Genomic DNA, 24340 nt, shown 5'->3' on the forward strand with positions numbered 1-24340 from the left:
GGGGAGGGTGGGCCCCATGCTAGAATTTTCGCATCTGTGTCTTATACGCCGCAAAAGCGCCCCGCAGAAGGGTTTGCAGGCGGTCCGGCCATCCTGAGGGGAGGTGGCGGGCGGTGGATTTCAGGCAGCCGTTTCCGGCGCCGGCAACCCGTCGCAGGCTATCGCTTCGAGTCACTCTAGGAACCTCCTTGTGAATATCGTCATCCTGGCTGCGGGCATGGGCAAACGCATGCGCTCCGCCCTGCCGAAAGTGCTGCACCCCCTGGCCGGCAAACCGCTGCTGGCGCACGTCATTGAAACCGCCCGCACCATGTCGCCGACGCGGCTGGTGGTGGTCGTCGGTCATGGCGGTGATCGGGTGCGCGAGATGGTTGGCGCGCCCGACATCGCCTTCGCCACGCAAGACAAGCAACTTGGCACAGGCCACGCCGTCATGCAGGCCGTCGACCAGCTCGACGAGAGCGTGCCCACCCTGGTGCTCTACGGTGACGTGCCGCTCACCCGCGCCGAAACGCTGAGCGCCCTGGTGGGCGCCGCCGGCAATGACCACCTGGGCGTGCTGACCGTGCACCTGGGCGACCCCACCGGCTACGGCCGCATCGTGCGCGACGCCGCCGGCCGCATCACGCGCATCGTCGAGCAGAAAGACGCCAATGAAACGCAGCTCGCCATCCATGAGGTGAACACCGGCATCCTGGTGTGCCCGACGGCCAGGCTCAAGAACTGGCTGGCGACGCTGTCGAATGACAACGCGCAGGGCGAGTACTACCTGACCGACGTGATCGAGCGCGCTGCCAGCGAAGGCGTGCCGATCACGTCCGCCCACCCGCTGGCCGAGTGGGAAACGCTGGGCGTGAACAGCAAGGTGCAGTTGGCGGAGCTTGAGCGCATTCACCAACGCAACCTCGCGCAGCAGTTGCTGGAAGACGGCGTGACGCTGATCGACCCGGCGCGCATCGACGTGCGCGGCAAGCTCACCTGCGGCCGCGACGTGGTGATCGACGTCAACTGCATCTTCGAGGGCGACGTCACGCTGGCGGATGGCGTACGCATCGGCGCCAATGCGGTGATCCGCGATGCGGTGATCGAGGCCGGCGCCGAGATCCTGCCGTTCTGCCATATCGAGCGCGCCAAGGTTGGCGCCGACTCGCGCATCGGCCCGTACGCGCGCCTGCGCCCGGGCACCGAGCTGGCGGAAGATGTGCACATCGGCAACTTTGTCGAGGTCAAGAACAGCCAGATCGCGGCACACAGCAAGGCCAACCACCTTGCCTACGTGGGCGACGCGACGGTGGGCTCGCGCGTCAACATCGGCGCGGGCACCATCACGTGCAATTACGATGGCGCGAACAAATTCCGCACCATCATCGAAGACGATGCCTTCATCGGCTCCGATACGCAGCTCGTGGCGCCGGTGCGCGTGGGCAAGGGCGCGACGCTGGGTGCCGGCACCACGCTGACCAAGGATGCGCCCGAGGGCAAGCTGACGGTCTCGCGGGCGCGGCAGGTCACCATCGACAGCTGGCAGCGCCCGGTCAAGCAAAAGAAGGCAGGCTGACAGGGTTTCCTCCTGCGCCGAACAGCGGATGCCGCTTTGGCGCACGAGCATCGATACTGAATTACCGAGTGCGGCGCACATTCAACGTGCTGCCACACCCCAACTGGAGAAATCAACATGTGCGGTATCGTTGGCGCGGTTTCCACGCGCAATATCGTTCCCGTCCTGATCGAAGGCCTGCGCCGCCTGGAATACCGCGGCTACGATTCGTGCGGCGTCGCTGTGCAGCGTGATGGCCAGCTCGAGCGCGCGCGCACCGTTTCGCGCGTGGCCGATCTGGATGCCCAGGCGCAGACGAGTCACCTGGATGGCGCGATCGGCATCGCGCACACGCGCTGGGCCACGCATGGCCGGCCGGACACGGTCAACGCTCACCCGCACTTCTCGGGCGACACCATCGCCCTAGTGCACAACGGCATCATCGAAAACTACGAGTCGCTGCGCGAAGAACTCAAGGCCGTCGGCTACGGCTTTGAATCGCAGACGGATACCGAAGTCGTCGCGCACCTGATCCACCAGGCCTACACGTACCCGAGCAGCGCCACGCGCGGCGACCTGTTCGCCTCGGTGCGTGCATCGGTCAAGCGCCTGCACGGTGCTTATGCGATTGCCGTGTTTGCCCGTGACAACCCCGACGTAGTGGTGGGTGCGCGCGCCGGCTCGCCGCTGGTGGTGGCGATTGGCGAGAATGAATCGTTCCTGGCATCCGACGCGCTGGCCGTGGCCGGCACCGCCAGCCGCATGGCCTACCTGGAAGAAGGCGACGTGGTGGAAATCACCCGCGACGGCTTCACCGTGGCCGATGCCCACGACAAGATCGTCGAGCGCGAAGTGAAGGAAGTCGGCACCTACGCCGCCGCCGTGGAGCTTGGCCCGTTCCGCCACTTCATGCAGAAGGAGATCTTCGAGCAGCCGCGCGCCCTGGGCGACACGCTTGAAGGTGTGCAAGGCTTTGCACCGGATCTGTTCGGCCCCGAGGCAGCCCAGGTGTTGCCCAAGGTCGACAGCGTGCTGATCCTGGCCTGCGGCACGAGCTACTACTCGGGCTGCACGGCCAAGTACTGGCTTGAATCGATCGCCAAGATCCCGACGCAGGTCGAGGTTGCCAGCGAATACCGCTACCGCGAGACGGTGCCCAATCCGAACGCGCTGGTCGTCGTGATCTCGCAATCGGGCGAAACCGCCGACACGCTGGCCGCGCTGCGCCACGCACGCGAACTGGGCCACACGCACACGCTGGCGATCTGCAACGTCGCGACCAGCGCCATGGTGCGCGAGACGCAGCTCAAGTTCCTCACGCGCGCGGGCACCGAGATTGGCGTGGCGTCCACCAAGGCGTTCACCACGCAACTGGCAGCGCTGTACATGCTGGCACTGACGTTTGCCAAGCTGCGCGGTCATCTGAACGCAGAGCAGGAAGAAGATGCGCTGCGCCATCTGCGCCATCTGCCGTCGGCGCTGAACGCCGTGTTGGCGCTGGAGCCGCAGATCATCGCGTGGTCGGAAGAGTTTGCTCGCCGCGAGAACGCACTGTTCCTCGGTCGCGGTCTGCACTACCCGATCGCCCTGGAAGGCGCGCTCAAGCTCAAGGAAATCTCGTACATCCACGCCGAGGCCTACCCGGCCGGCGAGCTTAAGCATGGCCCGCTGGCGCTGGTGACCGAGCAGATGCCGGTCGTGACCGTCGCCCCGAACGACGCGCTGCTCGAAAAGCTGAAGTCGAACATCCAGGAAGTGCGCGCGCGCGGCGGCAAGCTGTACGTGTTTGCTGACGCGGATACGCAGATCCAGTCGAGCGATGGCATCCAGGTGATCCGCATGCCGGAGCATTACGGTCAGCTCTCGCCGATCCTGCACGTGGTGCCGCTGCAGTTGCTGGCGTATCACACCGCACTGGCGCGCGGCACCGACGTCGACAAGCCGCGTAACCTGGCGAAATCGGTGACTGTCGAATAAGTTTCGGCAGGCGCAGAAACAGAAAAGGCCGTCCTTCGGGACGGCCTTTTTTCATGGTGTGCGCTTCGCCAGACAAGCATTCGCTCCACCGTTGCCTCAAGTATACCGTGGCCCCCGGGGGTTGCGGGAAGCCCCGGCGGCCGCAGTAGCATCGCCACCCATCTTGAAACCGACCGAAAGGAGGGTGAGACATGCGTGTGACGCCATCGACGTTTGGAGCGCAAGGCAGGGCCGTGGTGATGCAAGCCGGAGGTGCGAAATGAGCGGGCATGCCGTGGTGATTGCCGGCGGCGGGCCGACGGGGCTCATGCTCGCGGCCGAGCTGGCTCTGGCGGGCATTGACGTCGCCATTGTCGAGCGCCGCGCCAACCAGGATGTGGTGGGTGTGCGTGCCCTCGGCTTGCACGCACGTTCGATCGAGGTGCTCGACCAGCGTGGCGTGGCCGAGCGGTTTGTCTCGCAGGGCAAGACCTATCCCGTCGTGCATTTCGGCGAGAACCCGCTGGACATCAGCGACTTCCCCACCCGGCACAACTACGTGCTCGGCCTGTGGCAGCACCACACCGAGCGCCTCCTCGCGCAGTGGGTCGGCGAGCTGGGCGTGCCGTTCTATCGCGCGCGTGAAGTGACCGGCTTCTTGCAGGATGACACTGGCGTCGATGTCACGCTGTCCGATGGCGGGGTGCTCCGGGCGCAATACCTTGTTGGCTGCGATGGCGGGCGCAGTGCTGTTCGAAAGGCCGCCGGCATTGAGTTTGCCGGCTGGGACGCAACGACGAGTTGGCTGATCGCCGAGGTGCACACCACGCAGACGCCTCCGCCCTTTGGCTTCAAATACGACGCCATCGGCAGGCACGCCGTCGCGCCCATGGAAGATGGCAAATGTGTGCGCGTGGTGCTGACGGAGCGGCAACTCGGCACCGACAACGCGCCCACGCTGGCAGACCTGAGCGAGGCGCTGATCGCCGTCTATGGCACCGACTTTGGCGCGCATCGCCCGAACTGGATTTCGCGCTTTTCCGATATGGCCCGCCAGGCCGTGGCCTACCGCGATAAACGTGTGCTGCTGGCAGGCGACGCCGCGCACGTGCATCCGCCCATGGGCGGCCAGGGCCTGAACATGGGCATGCAGGATGCCGTGAATCTCGGGTGGAAGCTGGCTGCGGTCATCAAACGGACGGCGCCCGAAAGCCTGCTCGACAGCTACCACGCGGAGCGCCATCCCGTTGCCGCCCGCACGTTGCGCAATACGCTCGCGCAGGTGGTGTTGCTCCGCCAGGACGAGCGCTCCAAGGCGCTCAGCGAGATTACGTCCGAGCTGTTTCGCATGGACGAACCACGCAGGCGGCTCGTCGGGATGATCTCCGCGCTCGACGTTCACTACGACATGGGCGATGGCCATCCGCTGCTCGGCCGCCGTATGCCCGATCTTGACCTGGACACCGCTGATGGCCCGGTGCGCGTTTTCCACTTGCTGCACGAGGCCCGCGCGGTGCTGCTCAACTTCGGCCCGAATGAGGCATTCGACATTGCGCCATGGGGTGATCGCGTGCGACGTGTCGATGTCCGCTATGCAGGAACCTGGTCGCTGCCGGTAATCGGCACGGTGCCCGCACCCGCAGCGGTGCTGATCCGGCCCGACGGCCATGTGGCGTGGGTCGGTGACGGAACGGCGCAAGGGCTGCAGGAAGCGTTGCAGCGGTGGTACGGCCCGGCGGCAGGCTGACAGATGCCTCGCTGCCGACATGGCCGGGTGGAGGGCGGCGTCTATCCAGGTGTTTGAAGCGGCTGGCGTGATCGGGGTGGCCGGTATGCTGCATGGCAACTCAATCACCGACTCTTTGGAGACCTGCATGTTCACTGTCCTCTGCAAGCTCGCCCTGCTCGCCGTGTATGGCGTTGCGCTGGCCAGCTATGCCACGCCGCTGCCGCTGTCCGCCGATGCCATCGGCTGGTTGCGCATTGTGGCCTTGGTGTTGCTGGCGGTGCATGCGCTGGAGGTGGTGTTTTGCTTCCGGAAGGTGTCGCTGCACAAGGGCCCGTTGCTCGACAGCGTGTTGCTGACGTTGCTGTTCGGTTTTCTGCACTGGAAGCCCCTCACCGACGCCGCGCGGCAAGCCCGCTGATCGCCGCTGATCGGCCGACTAGCCGCAACGGCGGGGCAGACCTACTCTAGTTCCAGTCGTCCCTTGATTGACCAGTTGGGACTCCTTGCTGCAACGCGGCATTGATCATGGACAGAGTGGAACGAACGGCGTTTGTCTTTGCTGGCGGCGGCAGTCTTGGGGCCATCGAGGCCGGCATGCTGCGCGAGCTGGTGGCCTCCGGCGTGGTCCCGGACATGGTGGTGGGCGCCTCGGCGGGTGCCATCAACGCAGCCTTTTTTGCGTGCAATCCGCACGCGGCGGGCACGGCCCAGCTCGAGGCGCTGTGGCGCGGTGTGCGGCGCGCCGACGTGATGCCGTGGTCCTGGAGGGCGATGTTCAGCATGCTCGGGCTCCTGGGCGGGCAACGGGAGCACCTAGTCGATGCATCCGGCCTGCAGCGCCTGCTGACGCGGCATTTCGGGCAGACCCTGCTGGAGGCGGCCACGCTCCCCCTGCACGTTGTGGCCACTGACATGCACACTGGCGCCGAGGTGGTGCTGTCTTCCGGCGCCATCGTGCCAGCGGTGCTTGCCAGCGCCGCCATTCCGGGCGTGTTTCCGCCGGTGCGCATTGGTGATCGCCTGTTGATCGACGGGGGCGTCGCCAACAACACGCCAATCTCCGCCGCCATCCGGCTGGGCGCCACACGTGTCGTCGTATTGCCAGCGGGGTTTGCCTGTGCCGACCGTCGCGCCCCGCGCAGCGCCATCGAGCACGCGCTGAACGCCTTGTCACTGCTGGTTGCGCGTCAGCTTGTGCAAGACCTGGAGCGCTGGGCCGGGCAGGTGCCCATTGCCGTGGTGCCACCGCTGTGCCCCCTCGATGTGTCGCCCTACGACTACGCCCGCTGCGGAGAACTCATCGACCGCGCCGCTGCCGCCACCGCGGCATGGCTGGCAGCCGATGGTCTGGCGGGCACCGGCATTCCAGGCGCACTGCGTGAGCACGACCACAACGACGATCACCCGAACTGCAGCGCAGACCTCCACGGCACGCCTGCGGCTTGATGCGGGCAGGGCGGGGTTTTCTGTCTGGCGCGTCCAACCGGATGGTTGCGCTTGTAGTTGCGGGCGCAATGCGAAGGAGGGAAGGCATCTTGCCGAGCGCTTAGCCCGCGCGCACGGTCGCCCAATCGAGTCCGAACCGTGCGAGGTACTTGCGCAGCCGGTCGGCATCGTTCACCTTGGCCTTCTCGGTGCGTGACACGTCGAAGAGCCGGCGCCCGGCGTCCGACAGCGATGCCGATTCGCGGCACACGGCAATCACGTTCTCCAGTTGCATGCGGTCGAAAAGATCGATCGACGCAACGTCATCGCCGATCAGGCCAGCGAGGGAGTCTCCTTTGCCCGCCGAATCAGGTTCGGCCCACGTATGTTGCAGCCGGGCGACTTCATCCGTGACATCGGCCTCCATGATACGCCCGCCCTCGGCCAGCGTTGCCAGGCGCGTGACGCTGGCCGACAGCTCGCGGAAGTTCCCCGTCCAGCGTGCCTGCGGCGAGGTGACGAACTTCAGGTAGATGCGACGCGCTTCGGTATGGAAGCGCACCTGCTCGCCGTGCTCGCGGGCAAAGCGGGCCAGTTCGAAATCGAGGTTCGGTTCCAGATCTTCAGGGCGATCGGCAAGACCGGGCAGGTCGAACGTCCACAGATTGATCCGCGCGTATAAGTCTTCGCGAAAGCGGCCCTCGGCCACCCATTGCCGCAGGTCGCGCACGGTGCCGGCGATGAGCTGAAAATCGCTTTCGACTTCGCGGTCGCTGCCGAACGGCAGGAAGCGCTTCTCTTCGATGGCCTTGAGCAGCATGGCTTGTTCGTCCAGGCCAAGTTCTCCGATCTCATCGAGAAACAGCAGACCGCCGTCCGCGCTGCGCAGCAGGCCCGCGCGCTCGGTCTGTGCGCCGGTGAAGGCGCCTTTCACGTGGCCGAAGAGCGCCGACATGGCGCTGTCACCGCGCAGCGTGGCGCAGTTCACCTCGACAAAGCGGCCCGCCAGTTGATGGCGCGTCTTCTTCATCTCGTACACACGGCGCGCAAGAAACGACTTGCCCGCGCCAGTCGGCCCGAACAGCAGCATCGGCGCCTTCGAGCGCGAAGCCACGCGCTCGATCTGCTCGATCATGCGGTTGAACGCCGCGTTGCGCGTGGCAATGCCCGATTTGAGCAGCGACACTGTGTCTTCCCGCTCGCGCGCAAAACGCGTGGCGATCTTGTCGTAACGCGAGAGGTCCAGGTCGATGACGCTGTAGCTGCCCGCTGTGTTGCCGAGTTCTTTCTTGCGCGGCGGGGCGGTCTGGATCAACTGGGCCGGCAGGTAGCGTGCTTCGGCCAGCAGGAACCAACAGATCTGCGCGACGTGCGTGCCGGTAGTGATGTGGATGAGGTAGTCCTCGGCCTCGGTGTCGAAGGCATAGCTGCGGGTGAAATCGTGCAGCGTGCTGTAGACCTCTTCGAAGTCCCACGGGTCGCGCAACGCCACTTCGACGCTGCGCACCTCTGTCTCGGGCGATACGGACGCGATGTCATCGCGCAGCCGTTCGAACAGGCCGCGGCTGCGCGCGTCGTGCAGCAGCTCCAGGCGGTGGATGACCATGTCGTCCTGCTGGCACAGGCCGACGGTGGGCCGCCAGCGTTCCCAGCGCTGGGCGCCCTTGCCCACGTAGTCGAGTGTGGTGCCGACGAAGCCGATGGCGACGTTTTTGCGCATCCCGCGTGTTTATCTAAAAAGATAAACCAATATATCGATAGATCGATATTTCGGGAAGTTTGGCGTGCCTACATCTGCGTTGGATGCGTGGAAAGTCAATGAAATCAAGGTGTTGGGAATGCGATCGCGCCATGGAAAGTGACCTGGCATACCCATTGCACCAGAGGGTGTGTCCAACTCAGCAGGAGCGCACCATGATCAGCGGTAAACAGAAGCGCGCCGCCATCATGGCGCGGCGCCACGAGCGGCGAGAACAGGCAAAGATTGCCTGCCTGCGGGCACGAGCGCCGGTGTTGGCTCCACCTCCGCCTCCACCGCGAGGTAGCTTGCCGGTGGATGTGTCGCAACTGGCGCCGCACAACAGTTGGGGCTCCGGTCTGCCCCGCTTCGCACAACACGGTTACTACGTCGATCAGTGGTACGCCTGCGTCGATTGCGGAAAGCACGAGGTCTGGACCGCCGGACAGCAGAAATGGTGGTATGAAACCGCCAAGGGCTATATCGATTCGATCGCCATCCGCTGCAAACCGTGTCGCGTAATACGACGCAGCGGCCGCACGATCAGCAAGAAGAACAACGACAACAACAAAGGAAGCAACGCATCATGAGCAGCTACAACACCCTCCACGTCGACAACGGCGCCGACATCAAGCTGTGGACCAACGGTGTGCCGGTGGAAGACGACGCCCGCAAGCAGTTGATGAACACGGCCAAGATGCCGTTCATCTTCAAGCACCTGGCGGTGATGCCGGACGTGCATTTGGGTAAGGGTTCGACCATCGGCAGCGTGATCCCCACGCAGGGCGCGATCATCCCGGCGGCCGTCGGCGTCGATATCGGCTGCGGCATGATGGCCGCGCGCACGACGCTCACGGCGGCTGATTTGCCTGACAACCTGCGGGGGCTGCGCGGCGCCATTGAAGCGGCGGTGCCGCATGGCCGTACGCCGGGCCCGCGCGACAAGGGGGCCTGGAACACGCCGCCGGAAACCGTCGATGCGATGTGGGGTGAACTGGCCGATGGCTTCAAGCGCATCACCGACAAGTACCCGAAGCTGAACAAGACGAACAACCACAAGCACCTGGGAACGCTCGGTACGGGCAACCACTTCATCGAGGTTTGCCTGGACGAGGAGCAGCGCGTCTGGTTCATGCTGCACTCGGGTTCGCGCGGCGTGGGTAACGCCATCGGCAACCTGTTCATCGAACTGGCACAGGCCGATATGCGACAGCACATCGCCAACCTGCCGGACCGCGACCTGGCGTACTTCGAAGAAGGCAGCGAGCACTTCAACGATTACGTTGAAGCCGTCGGCTGGGCGCAGGATTATGCGCGCCGCAACCGCGCCACGATGATGCAGAACGTCATCGCGGCCGCGCGCAAGATCATCACCAAGCCGTTTGCGGCTGACGTGGAAGCGGTGAACTGCCACCACAACTACGTGCAGCGCGAAACCCACTTCGGTCGCGATGTGCTGGTGACGCGCAAGGGCGCGGTGTCGGCGCAAAAGGGGCAGCTCGGCATCATCCCGGGTTCGATGGGCGCGAAGAGCTTCATCGTGCGCGGGCTCGGTAACGAAGAGGCCTTCTGCTCCTGCAGCCATGGCGCAGGCCGCACCATGAGCCGCACGCAGGCCAAGAAGCGTTTCACGGTCGATGACCAGATTCGCGCCACGGCCCATGTGGAATGTCGAAAAGACGCCGATGTGATCGACGAGATCCCGATGGCGTACAAGGACATCGACCATGTGATGGCCGCGCAGGCGGATCTGGTGGAGATCGTCCACACGCTGCGCCAGGTGGTGTGTGTGAAGGGCTAGGAGGATGGAGCATGCTGACGCGTGTTGAGGGTCCAGAGCTTGAAGCGATGCGCCAGCACTTGGCGCAAGCCGGCTGCGTCTTCGACTTCGTGCTGTATCGCGTTGAGAGGCCGGATGCGCCAGGCATTGAGATTCACCGCCAGGCGCTTGCCGGCTTGTTCGCGCAACTCGAATGGCCGGCCCAAGACGTCGATCTGGACCGCGCTTGCCCAAGGAGCCTCGGCGCGTCTGAAGTTCGGGCGCTGATGGAAGAAGGCGGGGTGTTGGAACGCGCTTTCCTTGATCCGCCTTATGGGGCGAAGCTCGGCGCGAAAGACCTCCGGGATTGGCTCGTGATGCTGTGCCTTCTACCGGATGACGAACTCGACGTGGCCGACTGGGTAGGCAACCCTGACGAAGCGCCCGAGCGCAGCGCGTGGAGTGACTACTTTGATGCGGGAAAGGAATGGTGGGGCATCTGGTGCCTGACCGCTTACAACCCGCGATGCCGCACGCTGTGTGTGCTGGCAGCAAGCACGACCGATTAAGACAAGAACCACGAATCGCTATGACTTTCCTCTACTCCCACCCCGTCTCTGACGCCATTCGCGAACGCGTGCTGACGGAGCTGACGCACATCGAGCAGCAGCATGATGTGCGCGTGCTTTTCGCGTGCGAATCCGGCAGCCGTGGCTGGGGTTTTGCCTCGCCCGACAGCGACTACGACGTGCGCTTCGTCTACGTGCATCAGCCGGAGTGGTATCTGCGCGTCGAGCCGCAGCGCGACGTGATCGAATTGCCGATCAGTGATGAACTCGACATCTCGGGCTGGGAGCTGCGCAAGGCGCTGCAGCTCATGCACCGCTCCAACCCGACGCTGCTGGAGTGGCTCGCGTCCCCGGTTGTGTATCGACAGGACACAGTGCTGGCCGCGCGCATGCGCACACTGGCGCCCACGTTCTTCTCCGAGCGCAAGGGGCGCTGGCATTACGTGTCGATGGCGGCGAAGAACTTTCGCGGCTATCTGCAGGGCGAGACTGTGCGCATGAAGAAGTACCTGTACGTGCTGCGCCCGCTGCTCGCAGCACAGTGGATCGACGAAGGGCGGGGCATCCCGCCGATGCGCTTTGCCGATCTGGCCGACACAATGGTCAGAGATGCCGCGTTGCGAGACGAGATCAACCAACTGCTGGCGATCAAGATGGAATCTGGCGAAGCGGAATACGGTGCACGCTTTCCGCGTATCCATGCCTTCATTGAAGAGGCGCTGGCGCAGGAAGATGTGCCTAGCGATTTCCGTCAGGCTACTGGCGACCCGGCTGCGCTGGATGTGTTTCTTCATGACACCGTGCTGGCGCACGCACCCCGTACAACCTGACGCGCATTCCATTGCGGGGTGCCCAGAGCAAAAAAAAGAACAAACCATGAACACCCAATTACAACAAGCACGGCAAGCGCGACCCGCAGACTGCATCGAACTCGACGGCGCACAGGGTGAAGGGGGCGGCCAGATCCTGCGCACGGCGCTCACGCTGTCCATGCTGACCGGCACGCCGTTCGAGATCACGAACATTCGCGCCAAGCGTTCCAAGCCGGGTTTGCTGCGCCAGCATCTGACGGCTGTGCAGGCCGCCATGCAGATCAGCGGCGCGACCGTGGAGGGCGCAGAAGCAGGATCGCAGACGTTGCGGTTTGCGCCGGGCAAGATTCGCGGCGGCGATTACCGATTTGCAATCGGTACGGCCGGCAGCTGCACGCTGGTGCTGCAGACCATCCTGCCCGCGCTTTGGTTTGCCGATGCGCCGAGTACCGTGACGATCAGTGGCGGCACGCACAACCGCGCTGCGCCACCGGTCGATTTCCTGATCCGGGCATGGCTGCCGCTGGTGGCGCGCATGGGCGTGACGCAGACGCTTGCGCTCCTGCGTCACGGCTTCTACCCCGCTGGCGGCGGCGAGGTGATCGCGACAGTAGCACCATGCGCCGGCACGCTGACTGCGCTGCATCTGACCGAGCGTGGCGCCCTGCGGGCGCTGCGTGCGGAAGGCATTGTTGCCGGGGTGCGCGGCAGCGTGGCGCGGCGCGAGTTGGACACGTTGAGTCGTCTCGTTCCGGGCATTGAGGGCACCGTGCGCGATCTCGGCAATGCTGAAGGCCCCGGCAACGCATTGGTCCTCGATATCGAATACGAGCACGTGACCGAGGTTTTTACGGGCTTTGGCGAGCGTGGCGTGACGGCGGAGACAATCGGCAAGGAAGTCGCCGGTGCCGCGCAGCGCTATCTGCAAAGCACCGCAGCGGTGGACGAATACCTCGCCGATCAGCTTGTGCTGCCGCTAGCCCTTGCAGGTGCGGGCAGTTTCACGGTGGTCGCTGCGTCATCGCATCTGCTGACCAACATCGGCGTGATCGAGAAATTTCTGCCGGTGGAAGTGGTGGTGCGCCCGCTGGACTCGGGTGCTGCCCATGTTGAGGTGACTTGAGCCGGCTCTCCCGGCTCACTCCTTCTCCTTATGCACCGGAAACAACGCCGACAACACCTGTCGCGCCGTCCCGCGCAGCACGCCGCTCGCATCCGGGTCGCCATAAGCCAGTGCCGTCGCAAAGTTGCGTGCCTGCTGCAGCGTGACGTGCGGCGGCAGCGGCGGCACATCGGGGTCGGTCTTCACTTCCAGCACCACGGGCCGGTCTGCGTTGAGTGCTTCGTCCCACGCGCCGGCCAGTTGGTCGGGGTTGTCCACGTAGATGCCCTTCAGGCCGATCAACTCGGCAAAGCGGTGATACGGCACGTCAGGGATGTCCTGTGAGGCCGGGAACTTCGGGTCGCCTTCCATCACGCGCTGCTCCCAGGTGACTTCGTTCAAGTCCTGGTTGTTGAGCACCATGCAGATCCACTTGGGAGACTTCCAGCGCTTCCAATATTTCGACACGGTGATGAGTTCGGCCATGTTGTTCATCTGCATGGCGCCGTCGCCCACGAATGCAATGACGGGTCTCTCCGGGTGCGCAAACTTGGCGGCAATTGCATACGGCACGGCTGCCCCCATCGATGCCAGCCCGCCCGACAGCGAGCCCATCATGCCGGGCTTGAACTTGAGATCGCGCGCATACCAGTTGGCACACGTGCCGGAATCGCTGGTGACGATCACGTTGTCCGGCAGCTTGGGTGACAGTTCCCAGAACACGCGCTGCGGGTTGACGGGGTAGGCCGGTTGCAGCGCGCGGTCTTCCAGCGTCTTCCACCAGCTTTCATTCCAGCGGGCAATGCGTTCGGGCCAATAGCGATCGGTCTTGCGCTGGAGCAGCGGCAGCAGTGCTCGCAGCGTCTGTGCGCTGTCGCCCACGAGGTTGACTTCCATCGGATAGCGCAGCCCGAGCATGCCGGGGTCGAGGTCGATCTGCACGCCGCGCGCCTGGCCTTCCTTGGGCAGGAACTCCGCATAAGGAAAGCCGGAGCCGATCATCAGCAGCGTGTCGCAATGGTTCATCAGCTCCCAGCTTGGCTCGGTGCCCAGCAGCCCGATGGCGCCTGTCACATAGGGCAATTCGTCGGGCAGGACGGCCTTGCCAAGCAGCGCCTTGGCCACGCCCGCGCCCAGCGTTTCCGCCACCGCTGCCACTTCTGCACTGGCCCCGAGTGCGCCCGCGCCTACGAGCATCGCCACCCGGCGGCCGCTGTTGAGGATGTCCGCCGCGCGTTCCAGATCGGCGGCTTGCGGGATCACGCTCGGCGCGCTGTAGCCCACGCCCGAGTGCACCGTGCCGTGCGCACGCGGCGGTTCGGTGTAGGGCATTTCCTGCAGATCGTTCGGCAGCACGAGCGCCGTCACCCGGCGTTGCCCGATGGCGATGCGCACCGCGCGGTCCAGCAGATGCCGCACCTGCGCCGGCATGCTGGCCTGGTGGACGAACGCGCCCGCCACGTCGCGGAACATCGCCGCCAGATCCACCTCCTGCTGGTAATGCCCGCCGACCGCCGTGCGCGCCTGCTGGCCGGTAATCGCCAGCACCGGCATGTGGTCGAGCCGCGCGTCGTACAGGCCCGTGATGAGGTGCGTGGCACCCGGCCCGGACGTTGCCATGCACACGCCCAACTCACCCGTGAACTTGGCGTGTGCAGAGGCCATGAAGGCGGCCATTTCTTCATGCCGCACCTGCACGAACTCGATCTTGCCGCCGGCCCGCTGCAGCGCACCGAACATGCCGTTGATGCCGTCCCCGGGGTAGCCAAAGATGCGCCGCACGCCCCAGTCATACAGGCGGGCGACGAGGAAGTCGCTGACGGTGGCTTGCATGGTTTCTGTCCAGTATCAGGTGGTGGGTCGTCAGCTCGTGGTCTCGGCGAGCAGCGCTTCCTTTCGCGCGGTCATGGGCTCCTGCAGCGGCGTCAGGTCGACGTGCTGACGGACCAGCTTGGGAAAGAGTTCGGTCTCTTCTTCCTCCACGTGGTGTGAAACGTACTCGGCCAGCACCGTGAATTTGGCCGCGAACAGATCGTCGCCCGCGTGCATGCCGCTCAACTGCTTGATCAGGTCCTTCGCGGTGGCGTGCTCCACCACGGCTTCGTCTACGAGATCCTTGAACGCTTCGCCACCGTTGTCACGCACGAACGGGTAGAACACTTCTTCTTCAAGCTGCGTGTGCACGGTCAACTTTTCACATGCTTCGCGCACGATTTGCTCGCAGGTGGCTTTGTCTTTCTCCTGCTGGAACGTCTTGAACAGTTTTTTTACCTCGCGGTGATCGTCCAGCAGCATCGACAGCACGGCGCGTTGCGCCACAGGAATTTCAGCCTTGTTCATGGGGCTCTCCGGTAAGGGGTTCTTGTTTGAATCCGCCGGACTGTCGAGCAAGCGCCATGCCGCACGCGCGCCTTTGCGGGCGACGTGCCGCAGGCAAGCTTCGTGCTGACACAGGTGATTGCGTGCGACAGACGCCGCGCAGATGCGTGGCCGCCGCACATCATCCTGAACGTCAACTGATTGATGGGAGGTAACTGCTATGCAAACCACGACAACCGGCACCACGCTGGGCACCGCCACTGGCACCGGTGTAGGAACCACCGCGGGTGTACGCATGCGCATCATTGGGCGTGCCGATACCGATTCGGCCGGCCCAGGCCCGGAGTTGATGGCCGCCGATACGCTGGAGGGCGATCGCGTCGTCAATCTCAACGGAGAAGACCTTGGCAAGATCACCGACATCATGCTCGACGTGCAGCGTGGCCGGATCGCCTACGCGGTGATGTCAGTGGGCGGCTTCCTGGGTATTGGCGACAAGCTCTTTGCAGTGCCGTGGAGCGCCATGTCACTGGACGTTGACCGCAAGTGCTTCGTGCTCGACGCCAACAAGGACCGCCTGGAGGCTGCCCCCGGCTTCGACAAGGACAGCTGGCCCACGATGGCCGACCCGACGTGGGCCCAGTCCGTGCATGAGTACTACGGCTCGCGTCCGTACTGGGAAGAGTACTGAGCGCCCGCAGGCACGCCATTCGCTTGCGTGTCGTCAGCCACGCTTGAAACAGGAGGGCGCCATGGAGAAAGGCAAGAAAGAGAAGCATCCGCACGCACACAAGCGTGAGGAGCTGGTAGAAAAGGCTGTGGAAGATACTTTTCCGGCCAGTGACCCGCCCGCCACAGGCGGTATCACACGGGTTGTCGACAAGGATAAGGACGCGAACGCGCACCAAGACAAGCGCACCCACAACGGCAACCACCGGTAGACGTCAGCCGGCAAAGCGCGCCCGCATCGCCCCTTCGGCATGCGGGCGTTTTTGTTCTGCCGCCCCGTGTTGTCAACGGTGCGCCAGGATGTTGACCACGTTGCCGAATGGATCGCGCACGTAAAAGCGGCGCACGCCCCAGGGCTCGTCAACAAGCGGATAGACGATTTCCAGGCCCAGCGATACGGCCCGCGCATGCACCGCATCCACATCGTCCACTTCCACTGACAGCGCCGGCACCGGCGTACCGTTTCCGCCTTCGCTGGCGATGCTGACCTGCGGTGTCATCGTGTTGGCCGTATCGGCAAAGGTGAGGATCCAGCCGTGGTCCATCACCACTTCCAGATCGAGCAGTTCGGCATAAAACGCGCGGGCGCTTGCCGGGTCGGCGGCATGCAGATTGGGGACGATGCGTCGGACGGCCATGCAGGGGCTCCTTTTTACCGATTCGGTGACGGAATTCTAGTCACGGCTGTGACGCCGTGTTGGCATGCGCACGGGGCGCACATCACGTAAAGTGGCGGGCACTCGAACTACAGAGACACGCACGCCATGGAATTCCTGCAATCGCTGCTGGCACCCCGCCTGCAAAACGTTGAAACCTCCGCCATCCGCGAGCTGTTCAAGGTGCTCGGCAAGCCGGGCCTGATCTCGTTTGCCGGCGGTTTCCCTGATTCGGCCCTGTTTGACGTGGAAGGCCTGAAGGCCGCGGCCGACAGCGCGCTCACCACAGACGCAGCCCGCGCGCTGCAATATGGCGCCACCGAGGGCTTCGAGCCGCTGCGCGAGGCCATCGTCACGCTGATGAAGTCGCGCGGCGCCAACGTCGCCAACACCGACATCCTCGTCACCACCGGTTCGCAGCAAGGGCTGGATCTGCTGGGCAAGGTGCTGATCGGCGAAGGCGATACGGTGCTCACCGAAGCCCCCACCTTCCTCGCCGCCATTCAGGCGTTCAAGCTGTACGGCGCCAAGGTGGCCGGCGTGCCGACCGACGGCGACGGCCTGGACGTCGACGCGCTGGAAAAGGTGCTCGCCGGTGGCGGTGCTGTTGCGCGCCCCAAATTCCTCTACGTGATTCCCAACTTCGGCAACCCGAGCGGCGCGCTGATGAGCCTGGAGCGCCGCAAGCGCCTGCTGGACGTGGCGGTGCGCCACAACCTGCTGATCGTGGAAGACGACCCTTACGGCGATCTGTATTTCGACGCAGCCCCGCCGCCGTCGCTGTATGCGCTCTCGCAGCAGACCGACGGCGCGCAAGGGCGTGTGATCTACCTGGGCAGCCTGTCGAAGGTGGTGGCCCCAGGCCTGCGTGTGGGTTGGATGATCGCCTCCCAGCCGGTGCTGGGCAATGCGGTGATGGTCAAGCAGTTTGCCGATGCGCACACCTCCACGTTTGCGCAGGCCACGGCCGCCGCCTACCTGCGCAGCAATCGCCTGGACACCGTGCTGCCGCGCACGCGCGCCGCCTATGCCGAACGTGCCCACGCCATGGCCAACGGCCTGCGTGCGCTGCTGCCTGAAACCGAACTGACCTTCAATCGCCCGCGCGGCGGCATGTTCCTGTGGTGCGCCTTGCCGGGCCGCAATGCCGCTGATGTGGCCAAGGTGGCCATCGAGCGTGGTGTGGCCTTCGTGCCAGGCGCGGCGTTCTACCCCGTCGACCCGGATCGCTCGACGCTGCGTCTGTCGTATGCCACCTCGTCGCTGGCGCAGGTAGAAGAGGGCGTGCGCAAGCTCGCACACGCTATCGGCGAGTTCAAGCTGGGCTGACCCTGCTGCTGGAGCAGGCCACGGTGGCACCGGCACACACCGACGCGCAGCAAGACCCCGCGCTGCTGCGCCGCCTGCTTCGCGCCAAAGACCGCATGGACGCCGCCTCGCACGAGGCGTGGCCCGTCAAGCGGCTGGCCGAAGTGAGTGGCGTGTCGGCGGCGCATTTTGCGCGCTCGTTCAAGCAGGCCTTCGGCATTCCGCCACACCGCTACCTGCTCACGCGCCGCATCGAGCAGGCCACCACCCTGCTGCGCGACACCGACCTGCCCATCATCGAAATCGCCTACGCCACGGGCTGGGAAAGCCTGGGCACCTTCGGCCGCATCTTTCGCGACATCACCGGGCAGAGCCCGAGCGCGCTGCGCCGCCACGCCCAGGCCACCGCGCCGCAGCAGCAACTCGACCGCGTGCCCGCCTGTGTGCTGAAAGCGGCGCAGCGGCCCGACCTTGTCACAGCAGTTTCGGAGAAGCGCCGCCAGCTGGCGGACAGTACAAATCCGTCACCTACCAACAACAAGGAGCGGTGATGAGCCAAGGGATCAATGTCGTCGGGCTGTATGTGGATGATCAGGACGCGGCGCTGGCGTTCTATGTCGACAAGCTCGGGTTTCGCGTGCATACCGACGTGCGCAACGGCCCGTATCGGTGGCTGACGGTGCAGCATCCGGAGCAGCCGTCGTTTCAGCTCGGCCTGTTCCAGCCCGGCCCGCCGATTCACGACGAGGCCACCGCGCAGACGCTGCGCGCCATGGTTGCCAAAGGCGCGATGCCGCCGCTGGTGCTGACCGTTGCCGATTGCCGGAAGGCCTATGCGCAACTGCGCGAGCGCGGCGTCGAGTTCACGCAGGAGCCGGTCGAACGCTTCGGCAGTGTCGATGCTGGCTTTCGCGACCCCGCCGGCAACGGCTGGAAGATGATCCAGGCTGCTGGGGGTGCAAAGTGAGCGCCCGCAACGCAATCCGCCAGTTCCATCGCTGGGTGTCGATGGCCTTCACGCTCACGGTCATCGCCAACTTTGTCGCCATGGGTGTGGGCAAGGGCGCCCAGCCGCCCGCGTGGATCACCTATGCGCCGCTGCTGCCGCTGGCGCTGTTGCTGTTCACGGGGCTTTATATGTTTGCGCTGCCGTACCTGGATCGGCGTGGCGCGCGGCGTTCGACCGGCGATGGTGACGCGTCCAGCGCGGCGATCTGAGCGTCACTGCTCGATTGCGGGGTGCAGACGGTCGAGCGGGAGTGTCCGGGGCTCGGGCAACAAGCTCAACGCCTCGAACATGACAGATCGAGGTTGAACAAATCGGGCTCAAAGGGCCGAACGCGACGGGGCGAAGTTGATCTGCCGGGTTCAGAACGCCGCGCGTCAGCGTTGAATGCTGAGCGGCGGTGTTCTGAACGTTAAAGGCGGCGATGCGTTACTGCTGCATCTTGAACGGCGCGGTCGGGGCTGGCCCCTGGATACGCTTCACTTCTTCCTTGGGCAGCGGCACCACCGCAAACACGGCGTCAGTTTCCTTGGCTTCGCGGATATCGACGGACTTGCGCTCGAAGATGTTGACGCCCGAGAACACCATCACGTCCCCCAGCTTGGGAGTGAAGGCAAAGTAATCCGGTTCGTCGAGCACAACATTGCCTTTGACGATGACCTTGCGTTGCAGGTACGCGTAGTCCCCCGTGACCAGCACGGCCTTGGCGGGATTGCGCAGGTTCTTGCCGGCCACGTCGCGCAGCATCACGGTCATGCTGCGGTCCAGGGTCGATTGCAGCATGTCGCGCAGGGGTTGTGCCTGCTGCGCCAGCCAGCCGGTATCACCCGACAGCGGTTTGACGTCGGCGCTTGCAGCGATGTACTGCGTCTCCCACAGCGGTTTGCCTCCGGTATCCACCAGCTTCGTCTTGAGCACCACATACGGTCGGACCTCCGTGTCGTTCACGTAGGTCAGCACGCCGAAGGGCTGCACGCTCAGGTGTGTGCCGCCGCTGCCGACCGTCAGCGCCTTGTTTTCGTCGGCTTTCAGCTTGGCCTGCAGGAGCGTATCGGCCTGAGTCAGCATGTCGTAGGTCGTGACCGCAGACGTATCGCCGGCGCGGCTTTGTGCGCGTGCGCTGTTGATCGAGTCCGCGGCAATTACGCCCAGCAGACCGAACGCCATGCCGACGCCCAGGCCCGCCTGGTGTCCGCTGATATAGAGCCGGGTATTGGGTACCGCGTAGATGCCCAGCGGCAGATCCCACTTGGAAGGCGGCTCCTTGTCAAGGCTCACCGTGACCTGCTTCTGCTCTGCCGGGAAAGGTTCGGTATGGCGGAAGCTGGCGCAGCCTGCCAGCGCGGCGATGGTCAGGCCGAGCGCGGCCCGGACGGCGAGTTGACGCAGTCCCATTGTTACTACCCCCTGATGATGTTGTTGTTGAGGCCGTCCGCGCATCTTCGGGAGCGTCATCTGCTCCTGCCGATGCTGCGATCGGCCGAAAGCGGATGATAAGGAAGCAATGTGCTTTACGGATACCCCCCGAACGCGGCCTCTAGGTGGCAATGGCTGCTGCTTTAGACGGCCTGCGCGTCAATCTGCGTGACCTCATGCCGCCCACTCCTCCGCCACAACACCACCGCCACCACATGGCACGCGGCCGCGGCCCACCCCAACATGCCCGGCCCGCCATGCGCCAGGGCCAGGGCGCCAACGCTCGACCCCAGTGCAATCCCCGCATACACCGCAGACGCATGCAGCGACAGCGTGATCGGTGACACATCGGGCGCGAGGCGGATCAGCCGCGTCGCTTGCGCCGGGCCGAAGCCCCAGCCGGCCATGCCCCACAGCACGACCGCGCCGATGGCGACCGCGCCGGCCACCGTGCCGTGCAGCACCTGCGCCGACAGCGACAGCACCGAGAACGCCAGCACGATGCCCGCGCTGCTGACCGCCAGCACGCGTGCCACGCCTGCGCGGTCGGTCATGTGGCCGCCCAGGCCCGTGCCCAGCGCCGCAAAGCTGCCGACCAGGAACAGCACGATGCCCACGTGCTGTGGCGCGAAGCCCAGCCCCTGGACAAAGAACGGGGCGACGTAGGTGTAGAACGTAAAGCCGCCGGCGGCCCACAGCGTGGACACCGCCAGCGCGCCCAGCATGCCGGGCCGGCGCGCCACGGAGAGGCGTTGCGCCAGTGTGGTCACACTGTGCGGCAGGGCGCGCGGCAGGCCGAACGCGAGGCCTGCTGTGGCCAGCGCCGACAGCACACCGCATGCGATGAACGTCGAGCGCCAGTCGCCCTGCGCCGCAATCCAGGCGCCCAGCGGCACGCCGAGCGCCACCGCCACCGTGCCGCCGCCCGTGATGATGGCGAGCGCCGAGCCGCTGCGCGAGGCGGGCACCAGCGAGGTCGCCACCGCATTGGCCGTCGGCAGAAAGACGCCGGCCGCCAGCGCGAGCAGCACGCGCGCCGCCATCAACTGCCCGAAGCCGTGCGCGGTGGCCGCCAGCAAGTTGCCTGCCGCAAAGATGGCCAGCGCGCCGATCAGCACGCGTCGGCGGTCGACATTGCCCAGCAGCGTCGCCATCACCGGCGAGCCCACGGCGTACGTGACGGCAAACACGGTGACGAGCTGCCCGGCCGCCGGCACGCTCACCCCCAGGTCTGCGGCCAGGACCGGCAGCAGGCCGGCGATCATGAAACCTTCAGTGCCGATGGCGAACGCGCCCAGGCACAACCACCACAGCGATGCCGGCATGGTCGGCTCCTGTCAGAAGAAGAAAGCGGAATGGAGGCGGAGCGCGGAGACTCCGCGAGGATCAGCGCGCGGTGGAACTGGCCGTCTGGCCCAACAGCACGCTGCGCTCGTCGTCGGAGATGTCTTCGCGGCGGCGCGAGTAGGCGCGCTCCACCCCGGCATAGGCGCGCTGCGTGGCCGGGCGCGCGCCAACGGCTTCGAACCAGCGCTGCAGATTCGGAAAGTCGTTCAAGTCCTGGCCGTGCCCGGCGTGCGGCACGATCCACGGATAGACCGCGATGTCGGCGATCGTGTAGTCGTTGCCGGCAATGTAGGGGCGATCGGCCAGGCGGCGGTCGAGCACGCCGTACAGGCGGTTCGTTTCCTTGGTGTAGCGCTCGATGGCGTAGGGCACGCGCTCGGGGGCGTACACGTTGAAGTGGCCGATCTGCCCGGCCATCGGGCCCAGGCCGCCCACCTGCCAGAACAGCCACTTGAGCACTTCCATGCGGCCGTGCAGGTCGGCGGGCATCAACTGGCCGGTCTTCTCTGCCAGATAAAGCAGCATGGCGCCCGATTCGAACAGCACCACGGGTTCGCTGCCTTCGGCCGGGTCATGATCGACCATGGCCGGGATCTTGTTGTTGGGCGAGATGGCCAGGAACTCGGGCTTGAACTGGTCACCCCGGCTGATATCGACGGGGATGACGCGGTGCGGCAAGCCGGTTTCGGCAAAGAACAGCGCCATCTTCAGGCCGTTGGGCGTGGCGCAGTAGTAGAGGTCGATCATGGCGGGGCCCTCGTGTTCTGTCATGTTGGTTGACAGATTATGTGGGCGAGTGGCCTTTTGTAATGTCCAAAAACTGGAATTTTCAGGTGACCACTCACTGGCTGTGCACCTGTGCGGGCTCCGCTGTTTCGCAAGCGCGTGCGTACCATTCCCAGGCCGCGGTGCCGCACAGCACGCCCGTCGCCAGCGCCGACACGGCCAGCGCCGGAAGCTCAACCGCTGGCAGCCATGCGCCACCCAACACCACCAGGCCGACCACATGTGCCGGACGCAACCGCCCGAAGATCGCCCACTTGAACAGCAGGTTGCCCAGCAGGTATAGCGCCGCACTGCCCAGCACCGCCAGCGTTGTCCCTTCATGGGCGTGGCCCACCGGATGCGCCAGCACAAATTCATCGGCCACGGCCCCGACGATGATGCCGGCCACCAGCACGACGTGGATGTAGGTGTAGGCCAGGCGTGCGAGCCGCCCCGGATCAGCCGAATGCGAGATGGTGCGCGCACCGCGCTCGGCAATCGTGTCGAAGTACAGCCACCACATCGCCAGGCTGCCGACGAACGACAGCGCCATCGCCGCGATGTTTTCTGCGTTCCAGTCGAGCCCGGCAAACGTGGAGCCCGTCACCAGCACCGATTCGCCCAGCGCGATGATGATGAACAGCGAGCAGCGCTCGGCCATGTGGCCGCCTTCCACGTTCCAGTCGTTGGTGGTGGAGCGGCCGAGGCCCGGCGTGTAGAAGCCCATCGATGGCCCGAGCCATTCGATGGTCAGCGCGACGATCCAGCAGGCCCAACGCACGGAACCGTCCGACAGGCCGCCCGCCAGCCACAGCACGGCAGAGATGCCGAGCCACGTGGCGATGCGCTGGAAGTTGCGCCGCATGGGCAGCGACTCGCCGCGCACGGCCCACAGGAAGAACACCGTGCGCCCGAACTGCATGAACACATAGGCCAGCGCAAACGCCAGCCCGCGCGAGCCGAACGCCTGCGGCAGCGATGCCGAGAGCAGCAGCCCGCCCGTCATCAGCACGAGCATCAGCATGCGGATGGCGAGCTTGTCCGGATCGAGCCAGTTCGTCACCCACGACGTGAAGATCCACACCCACCACACCGCCAGCATCAGCAGCAGCGCCTGCGCGCCGCCCTGCAGCGTGAAGTTGCCGATCAGCAGATGCGAGAGCTGCGTCACCGCAAACACGAACACCAGATCGAAGAACAACTCGATGTTGGTGACGCGGTGGTGGCCGTGGGCCCCTTCAGGCGCGGGGCGGAGATAACTGCGGGGCATCGGGTGTCCTCGGTGCAAGACTCGGCGGGGGCGATCAGGCCGACTGCATGCCGAGCGTGAGCGTGCCTGCGCCCACCATCACCGCACCGCCCGTGTAGCCGAAGCGGCGCTGTGCGGCCACGCTGGTCAAACGCTTGGCGAGCAGCTTGGCGGCCAGCGCGTACATCGACGCATTGGCGGCAGCCAGGATGACGAAGGTCGGCAGCAGGATCGCGCTCTGCGACAGGAAGGTCTGCTCGGCCGACATGAACTGCGGCACGAAGGCGACGAAAAAGACGATGCTCTTGGGGTTCAGCGCGGTGACCGTCCAGGCCGACAGGAAGCGGCGGCCGGCGGACTTTTGCTGCACGGGGATGGTGGCCTCCGGCGCGTCCGCCTGTACGTCATCCTGCAGGCGGCGCGCGCTGAGGATGGACTTGATGCCCAGATAGACGAGGTACGAACCGCCAATGAGCTTGAGCGCCGTGAAGGCCGCGGCCGATGCGGCGAGCAGTGCGCCCGCACCGGCAAGGGACACGGCCATGGCGGTGGTGTCGCCTGCCGCCACGCCGGCAACGGTGCTCCACGCCGAGCGGCCACGGTTGGCCAGCGAATCACCAATCACCAAAAGGATGGTCGGGCCGGGGATGAGCAGGATGATGATGCTGGCGCCGATGAAGGCCAGCCAGGTTTGGAGGGTCATGGGGCGGCTCGCTGTGTTGTTGGGTGAGGGGAGACAGTTATCCATGAAAAAAATGGGGCGTCAAATGGGGTGGGGTTTTTTTGTTTTTGGTTTTTGGGTTGGTGGTGCATCCCTTGTTTCATCCCCTGCCGGGGCTGACTCACTTTCTTTGGTCTTGCCCAAAGAAAGTAAGCAAAGAAATGCGCGCCCGAGATGGCGAAAGACTCCTTCAATTT

At 65.1% G+C, this 24340-nt stretch carries 25 protein-coding genes; 16 read left to right on the forward strand and 9 right to left on the reverse strand.

Going from position 1 to position 24340, the window contains the following annotated elements; all coding sequences use genetic code 11:
• Positions 1–190 precede the first annotated feature (190 nt).
• The 5 genes from glmU to BM136_RS19515 all read left to right on the forward strand — a co-directional run bounded on the left by glmU (position 191) and on the right by BM136_RS19515 (position 6668).
• The gene (gene glmU / locus BM136_RS19495) at positions 191–1558 is read left to right on the forward strand and encodes a bifunctional UDP-N-acetylglucosamine diphosphorylase/glucosamine-1-phosphate N-acetyltransferase GlmU (RefSeq protein WP_092974402.1); all 1368 of its coding nucleotides are present in this window, start codon (positions 191–193) and stop codon (positions 1556–1558) included.
• Positions 1559–1675: 117 nt separating this feature from the next.
• Positions 1676–3514: a glutamine--fructose-6-phosphate transaminase (isomerizing) gene (gene glmS / locus BM136_RS19500; RefSeq protein ID WP_092974405.1), complete on the forward strand. Its 1839-nt coding sequence runs from the start codon at positions 1676–1678 to the stop codon at positions 3512–3514.
• A 259-nt stretch (positions 3515–3773) separates the two neighbouring features.
• Positions 3774–5240, forward strand: coding sequence for an FAD-dependent monooxygenase (locus tag BM136_RS19505; RefSeq protein ID WP_092974408.1), 1467 nt, complete (start codon positions 3774–3776; stop codon positions 5238–5240).
• Positions 5241–5367: 127 nt separating this feature from the next.
• Positions 5368–5640: a DUF1145 domain-containing protein gene (locus BM136_RS19510; protein WP_092974517.1), complete on the forward strand. Its 273-nt coding sequence runs from the start codon at positions 5368–5370 to the stop codon at positions 5638–5640.
• A 107-nt stretch (positions 5641–5747) separates the two neighbouring features.
• Entirely contained in the window at positions 5748–6668 is a 921-nt protein-coding gene (locus BM136_RS19515; RefSeq protein WP_092974520.1) for a patatin-like phospholipase family protein, read from the forward strand.
• Between the two features lie 100 nt (positions 6669–6768).
• Here the strand turns inward: BM136_RS19515 and rtcR are convergent, their stop codons facing one another.
• The gene (gene rtcR, locus BM136_RS19520) at positions 6769–8367 is read right to left on the reverse strand and encodes an RNA repair transcriptional activator RtcR (protein WP_092974411.1); all 1599 of its coding nucleotides are present in this window, start codon (positions 8365–8367) and stop codon (positions 6769–6771) included.
• Positions 8368–8498: 131 nt separating this feature from the next.
• On the opposite strand from rtcR, the gene BM136_RS19525 reads away from it, so the two are divergent.
• Genes BM136_RS19525 through rtcA form a run of 5 tightly spaced genes read left to right on the forward strand, consistent with a single transcriptional unit; the run spans position 8499 to position 12648 of the window.
• Positions 8499–8975, forward strand: coding sequence for a zinc-ribbon domain containing protein (locus BM136_RS19525; protein WP_254775697.1), 477 nt, complete (start codon positions 8499–8501; stop codon positions 8973–8975).
• Positions 8972–10186 (forward strand): RtcB family protein, encoded by a 1215-nt coding sequence (locus tag BM136_RS19530; RefSeq protein ID WP_092974417.1) that lies wholly within the window; start codon positions 8972–8974, stop codon positions 10184–10186. The genes BM136_RS19525 and BM136_RS19530 overlap by 4 nt, the downstream gene beginning before the upstream one ends.
• Positions 10187–10197: 11 nt before the next feature.
• A complete protein-coding gene (locus tag BM136_RS19535) occupies positions 10198–10713 on the forward strand; it encodes a hypothetical protein (RefSeq protein ID WP_092974420.1) in 516 nt (171 codons plus the stop codon).
• A gap of 20 nt (positions 10714–10733) precedes the next feature.
• Positions 10734–11543 carry a nucleotidyltransferase domain-containing protein gene (locus BM136_RS19540; protein ID WP_092974423.1) on the forward strand — a complete coding sequence of 270 codons (810 nt, stop codon included), beginning with the start codon at positions 10734–10736 and terminating at the stop codon, positions 11541–11543.
• Positions 11544–11589: 46 nt separating this feature from the next.
• Entirely contained in the window at positions 11590–12648 is a 1059-nt protein-coding gene (gene rtcA / locus BM136_RS19545) for an RNA 3'-terminal phosphate cyclase (RefSeq protein ID WP_092974426.1), read from the forward strand.
• A 15-nt stretch (positions 12649–12663) separates the two neighbouring features.
• Here rtcA and BM136_RS19550 read toward each other — a convergent pair whose 3' ends face one another.
• Together BM136_RS19550 and BM136_RS19555 are read right to left on the reverse strand one after the other, a co-directional pair.
• Positions 12664–14460, reverse strand: coding sequence for a thiamine pyrophosphate-requiring protein (locus BM136_RS19550; RefSeq protein ID WP_092974428.1), 1797 nt, complete (start codon positions 14458–14460; stop codon positions 12664–12666).
• Positions 14461–14490: 30 nt separating this feature from the next.
• A complete protein-coding gene (locus tag BM136_RS19555; RefSeq protein WP_092974431.1) occupies positions 14491–14967 on the reverse strand; it encodes a hemerythrin domain-containing protein in 477 nt (158 codons plus the stop codon).
• Positions 14968–15166: 199 nt separating this feature from the next.
• Here BM136_RS19555 and BM136_RS19560 point away from each other — a divergent pair, with 199 nt between their 5' ends.
• Positions 15167–15637 carry a PRC-barrel domain-containing protein gene (locus BM136_RS19560; protein ID WP_092974434.1) on the forward strand — a complete coding sequence of 157 codons (471 nt, stop codon included), beginning with the start codon at positions 15167–15169 and terminating at the stop codon, positions 15635–15637.
• Between the two features lie 61 nt (positions 15638–15698).
• On the forward strand, positions 15699–15887 hold the full coding sequence (locus tag BM136_RS19565; protein WP_092974437.1) for a hypothetical protein: 189 nt from the start codon (positions 15699–15701) through the stop codon (positions 15885–15887).
• 72 nt (positions 15888–15959) lie between these two features.
• On the opposite strand, the gene BM136_RS19570 is transcribed toward BM136_RS19565, so the two are convergent.
• Positions 15960–16313, reverse strand: a complete 354-nt coding sequence (locus BM136_RS19570; protein WP_092974440.1) for a glyoxalase superfamily protein — start codon at positions 16311–16313, stop codon at positions 15960–15962.
• Positions 16314–16439: 126 nt separating this feature from the next.
• Between BM136_RS19570 and BM136_RS19575 the strand changes: the two genes are divergently transcribed.
• From BM136_RS19575 to BM136_RS19590, 4 genes are read left to right on the forward strand one after another with little or no spacing between them, the layout of a single operon-like run.
• Positions 16440–17660: an aminotransferase-like domain-containing protein gene (locus BM136_RS19575; RefSeq protein ID WP_092974443.1), complete on the forward strand. Its 1221-nt coding sequence runs from the start codon at positions 16440–16442 to the stop codon at positions 17658–17660.
• Between the two features lie 23 nt (positions 17661–17683).
• Complete coding sequence (locus tag BM136_RS19580; RefSeq protein WP_092974446.1) at positions 17684–18190, forward strand: helix-turn-helix domain-containing protein; 507 nt, start codon at positions 17684–17686, stop codon at positions 18188–18190.
• Complete coding sequence (locus BM136_RS19585) at positions 18190–18606, forward strand: VOC family protein (RefSeq protein ID WP_092974449.1); 417 nt, start codon at positions 18190–18192, stop codon at positions 18604–18606. The genes BM136_RS19580 and BM136_RS19585 overlap by 1 nt, the downstream gene beginning before the upstream one ends.
• The gene (locus tag BM136_RS19590) at positions 18603–18857 is read left to right on the forward strand and encodes a hypothetical protein (protein ID WP_092974452.1); all 255 of its coding nucleotides are present in this window, start codon (positions 18603–18605) and stop codon (positions 18855–18857) included. Before BM136_RS19585 ends, BM136_RS19590 begins: the two co-directional genes overlap by 4 nt.
• Positions 18858–19074: 217 nt before the next feature.
• On the opposite strand, the gene BM136_RS19595 is transcribed toward BM136_RS19590, so the two are convergent.
• The 5 genes from BM136_RS19595 to BM136_RS19615 all read right to left on the reverse strand — a co-directional run bounded on the left by BM136_RS19595 (position 19075) and on the right by BM136_RS19615 (position 24125).
• Positions 19075–20040 (reverse strand): hypothetical protein, encoded by a 966-nt coding sequence (locus BM136_RS19595; protein ID WP_092974455.1) that lies wholly within the window; start codon positions 20038–20040, stop codon positions 19075–19077.
• Positions 20041–20204: 164 nt separating this feature from the next.
• Positions 20205–21386: an MFS transporter gene (locus BM136_RS19600; RefSeq protein ID WP_092974458.1), complete on the reverse strand. Its 1182-nt coding sequence runs from the start codon at positions 21384–21386 to the stop codon at positions 20205–20207.
• A 61-nt stretch (positions 21387–21447) separates the two neighbouring features.
• Positions 21448–22155: a glutathione binding-like protein gene (locus BM136_RS19605; protein WP_092974523.1), complete on the reverse strand. Its 708-nt coding sequence runs from the start codon at positions 22153–22155 to the stop codon at positions 21448–21450.
• A 94-nt stretch (positions 22156–22249) separates the two neighbouring features.
• Entirely contained in the window at positions 22250–23443 is a 1194-nt protein-coding gene (locus tag BM136_RS19610) for a low temperature requirement protein A (protein WP_092974461.1), read from the reverse strand.
• 34 nt (positions 23444–23477) lie between these two features.
• Positions 23478–24125 carry a LysE family translocator gene (locus BM136_RS19615; protein ID WP_092974464.1) on the reverse strand — a complete coding sequence of 216 codons (648 nt, stop codon included), beginning with the start codon at positions 24123–24125 and terminating at the stop codon, positions 23478–23480.
• Between the last annotated feature and the right edge of the window lie 215 nt (positions 24126–24340).

The sequence above is a fragment of the Ralstonia sp. NFACC01 genome (assembly GCF_900115545.1).
In the GTDB taxonomy this organism is placed as follows: domain Bacteria; phylum Pseudomonadota; class Gammaproteobacteria; order Burkholderiales; family Burkholderiaceae; genus Ralstonia; species Ralstonia mojiangensis.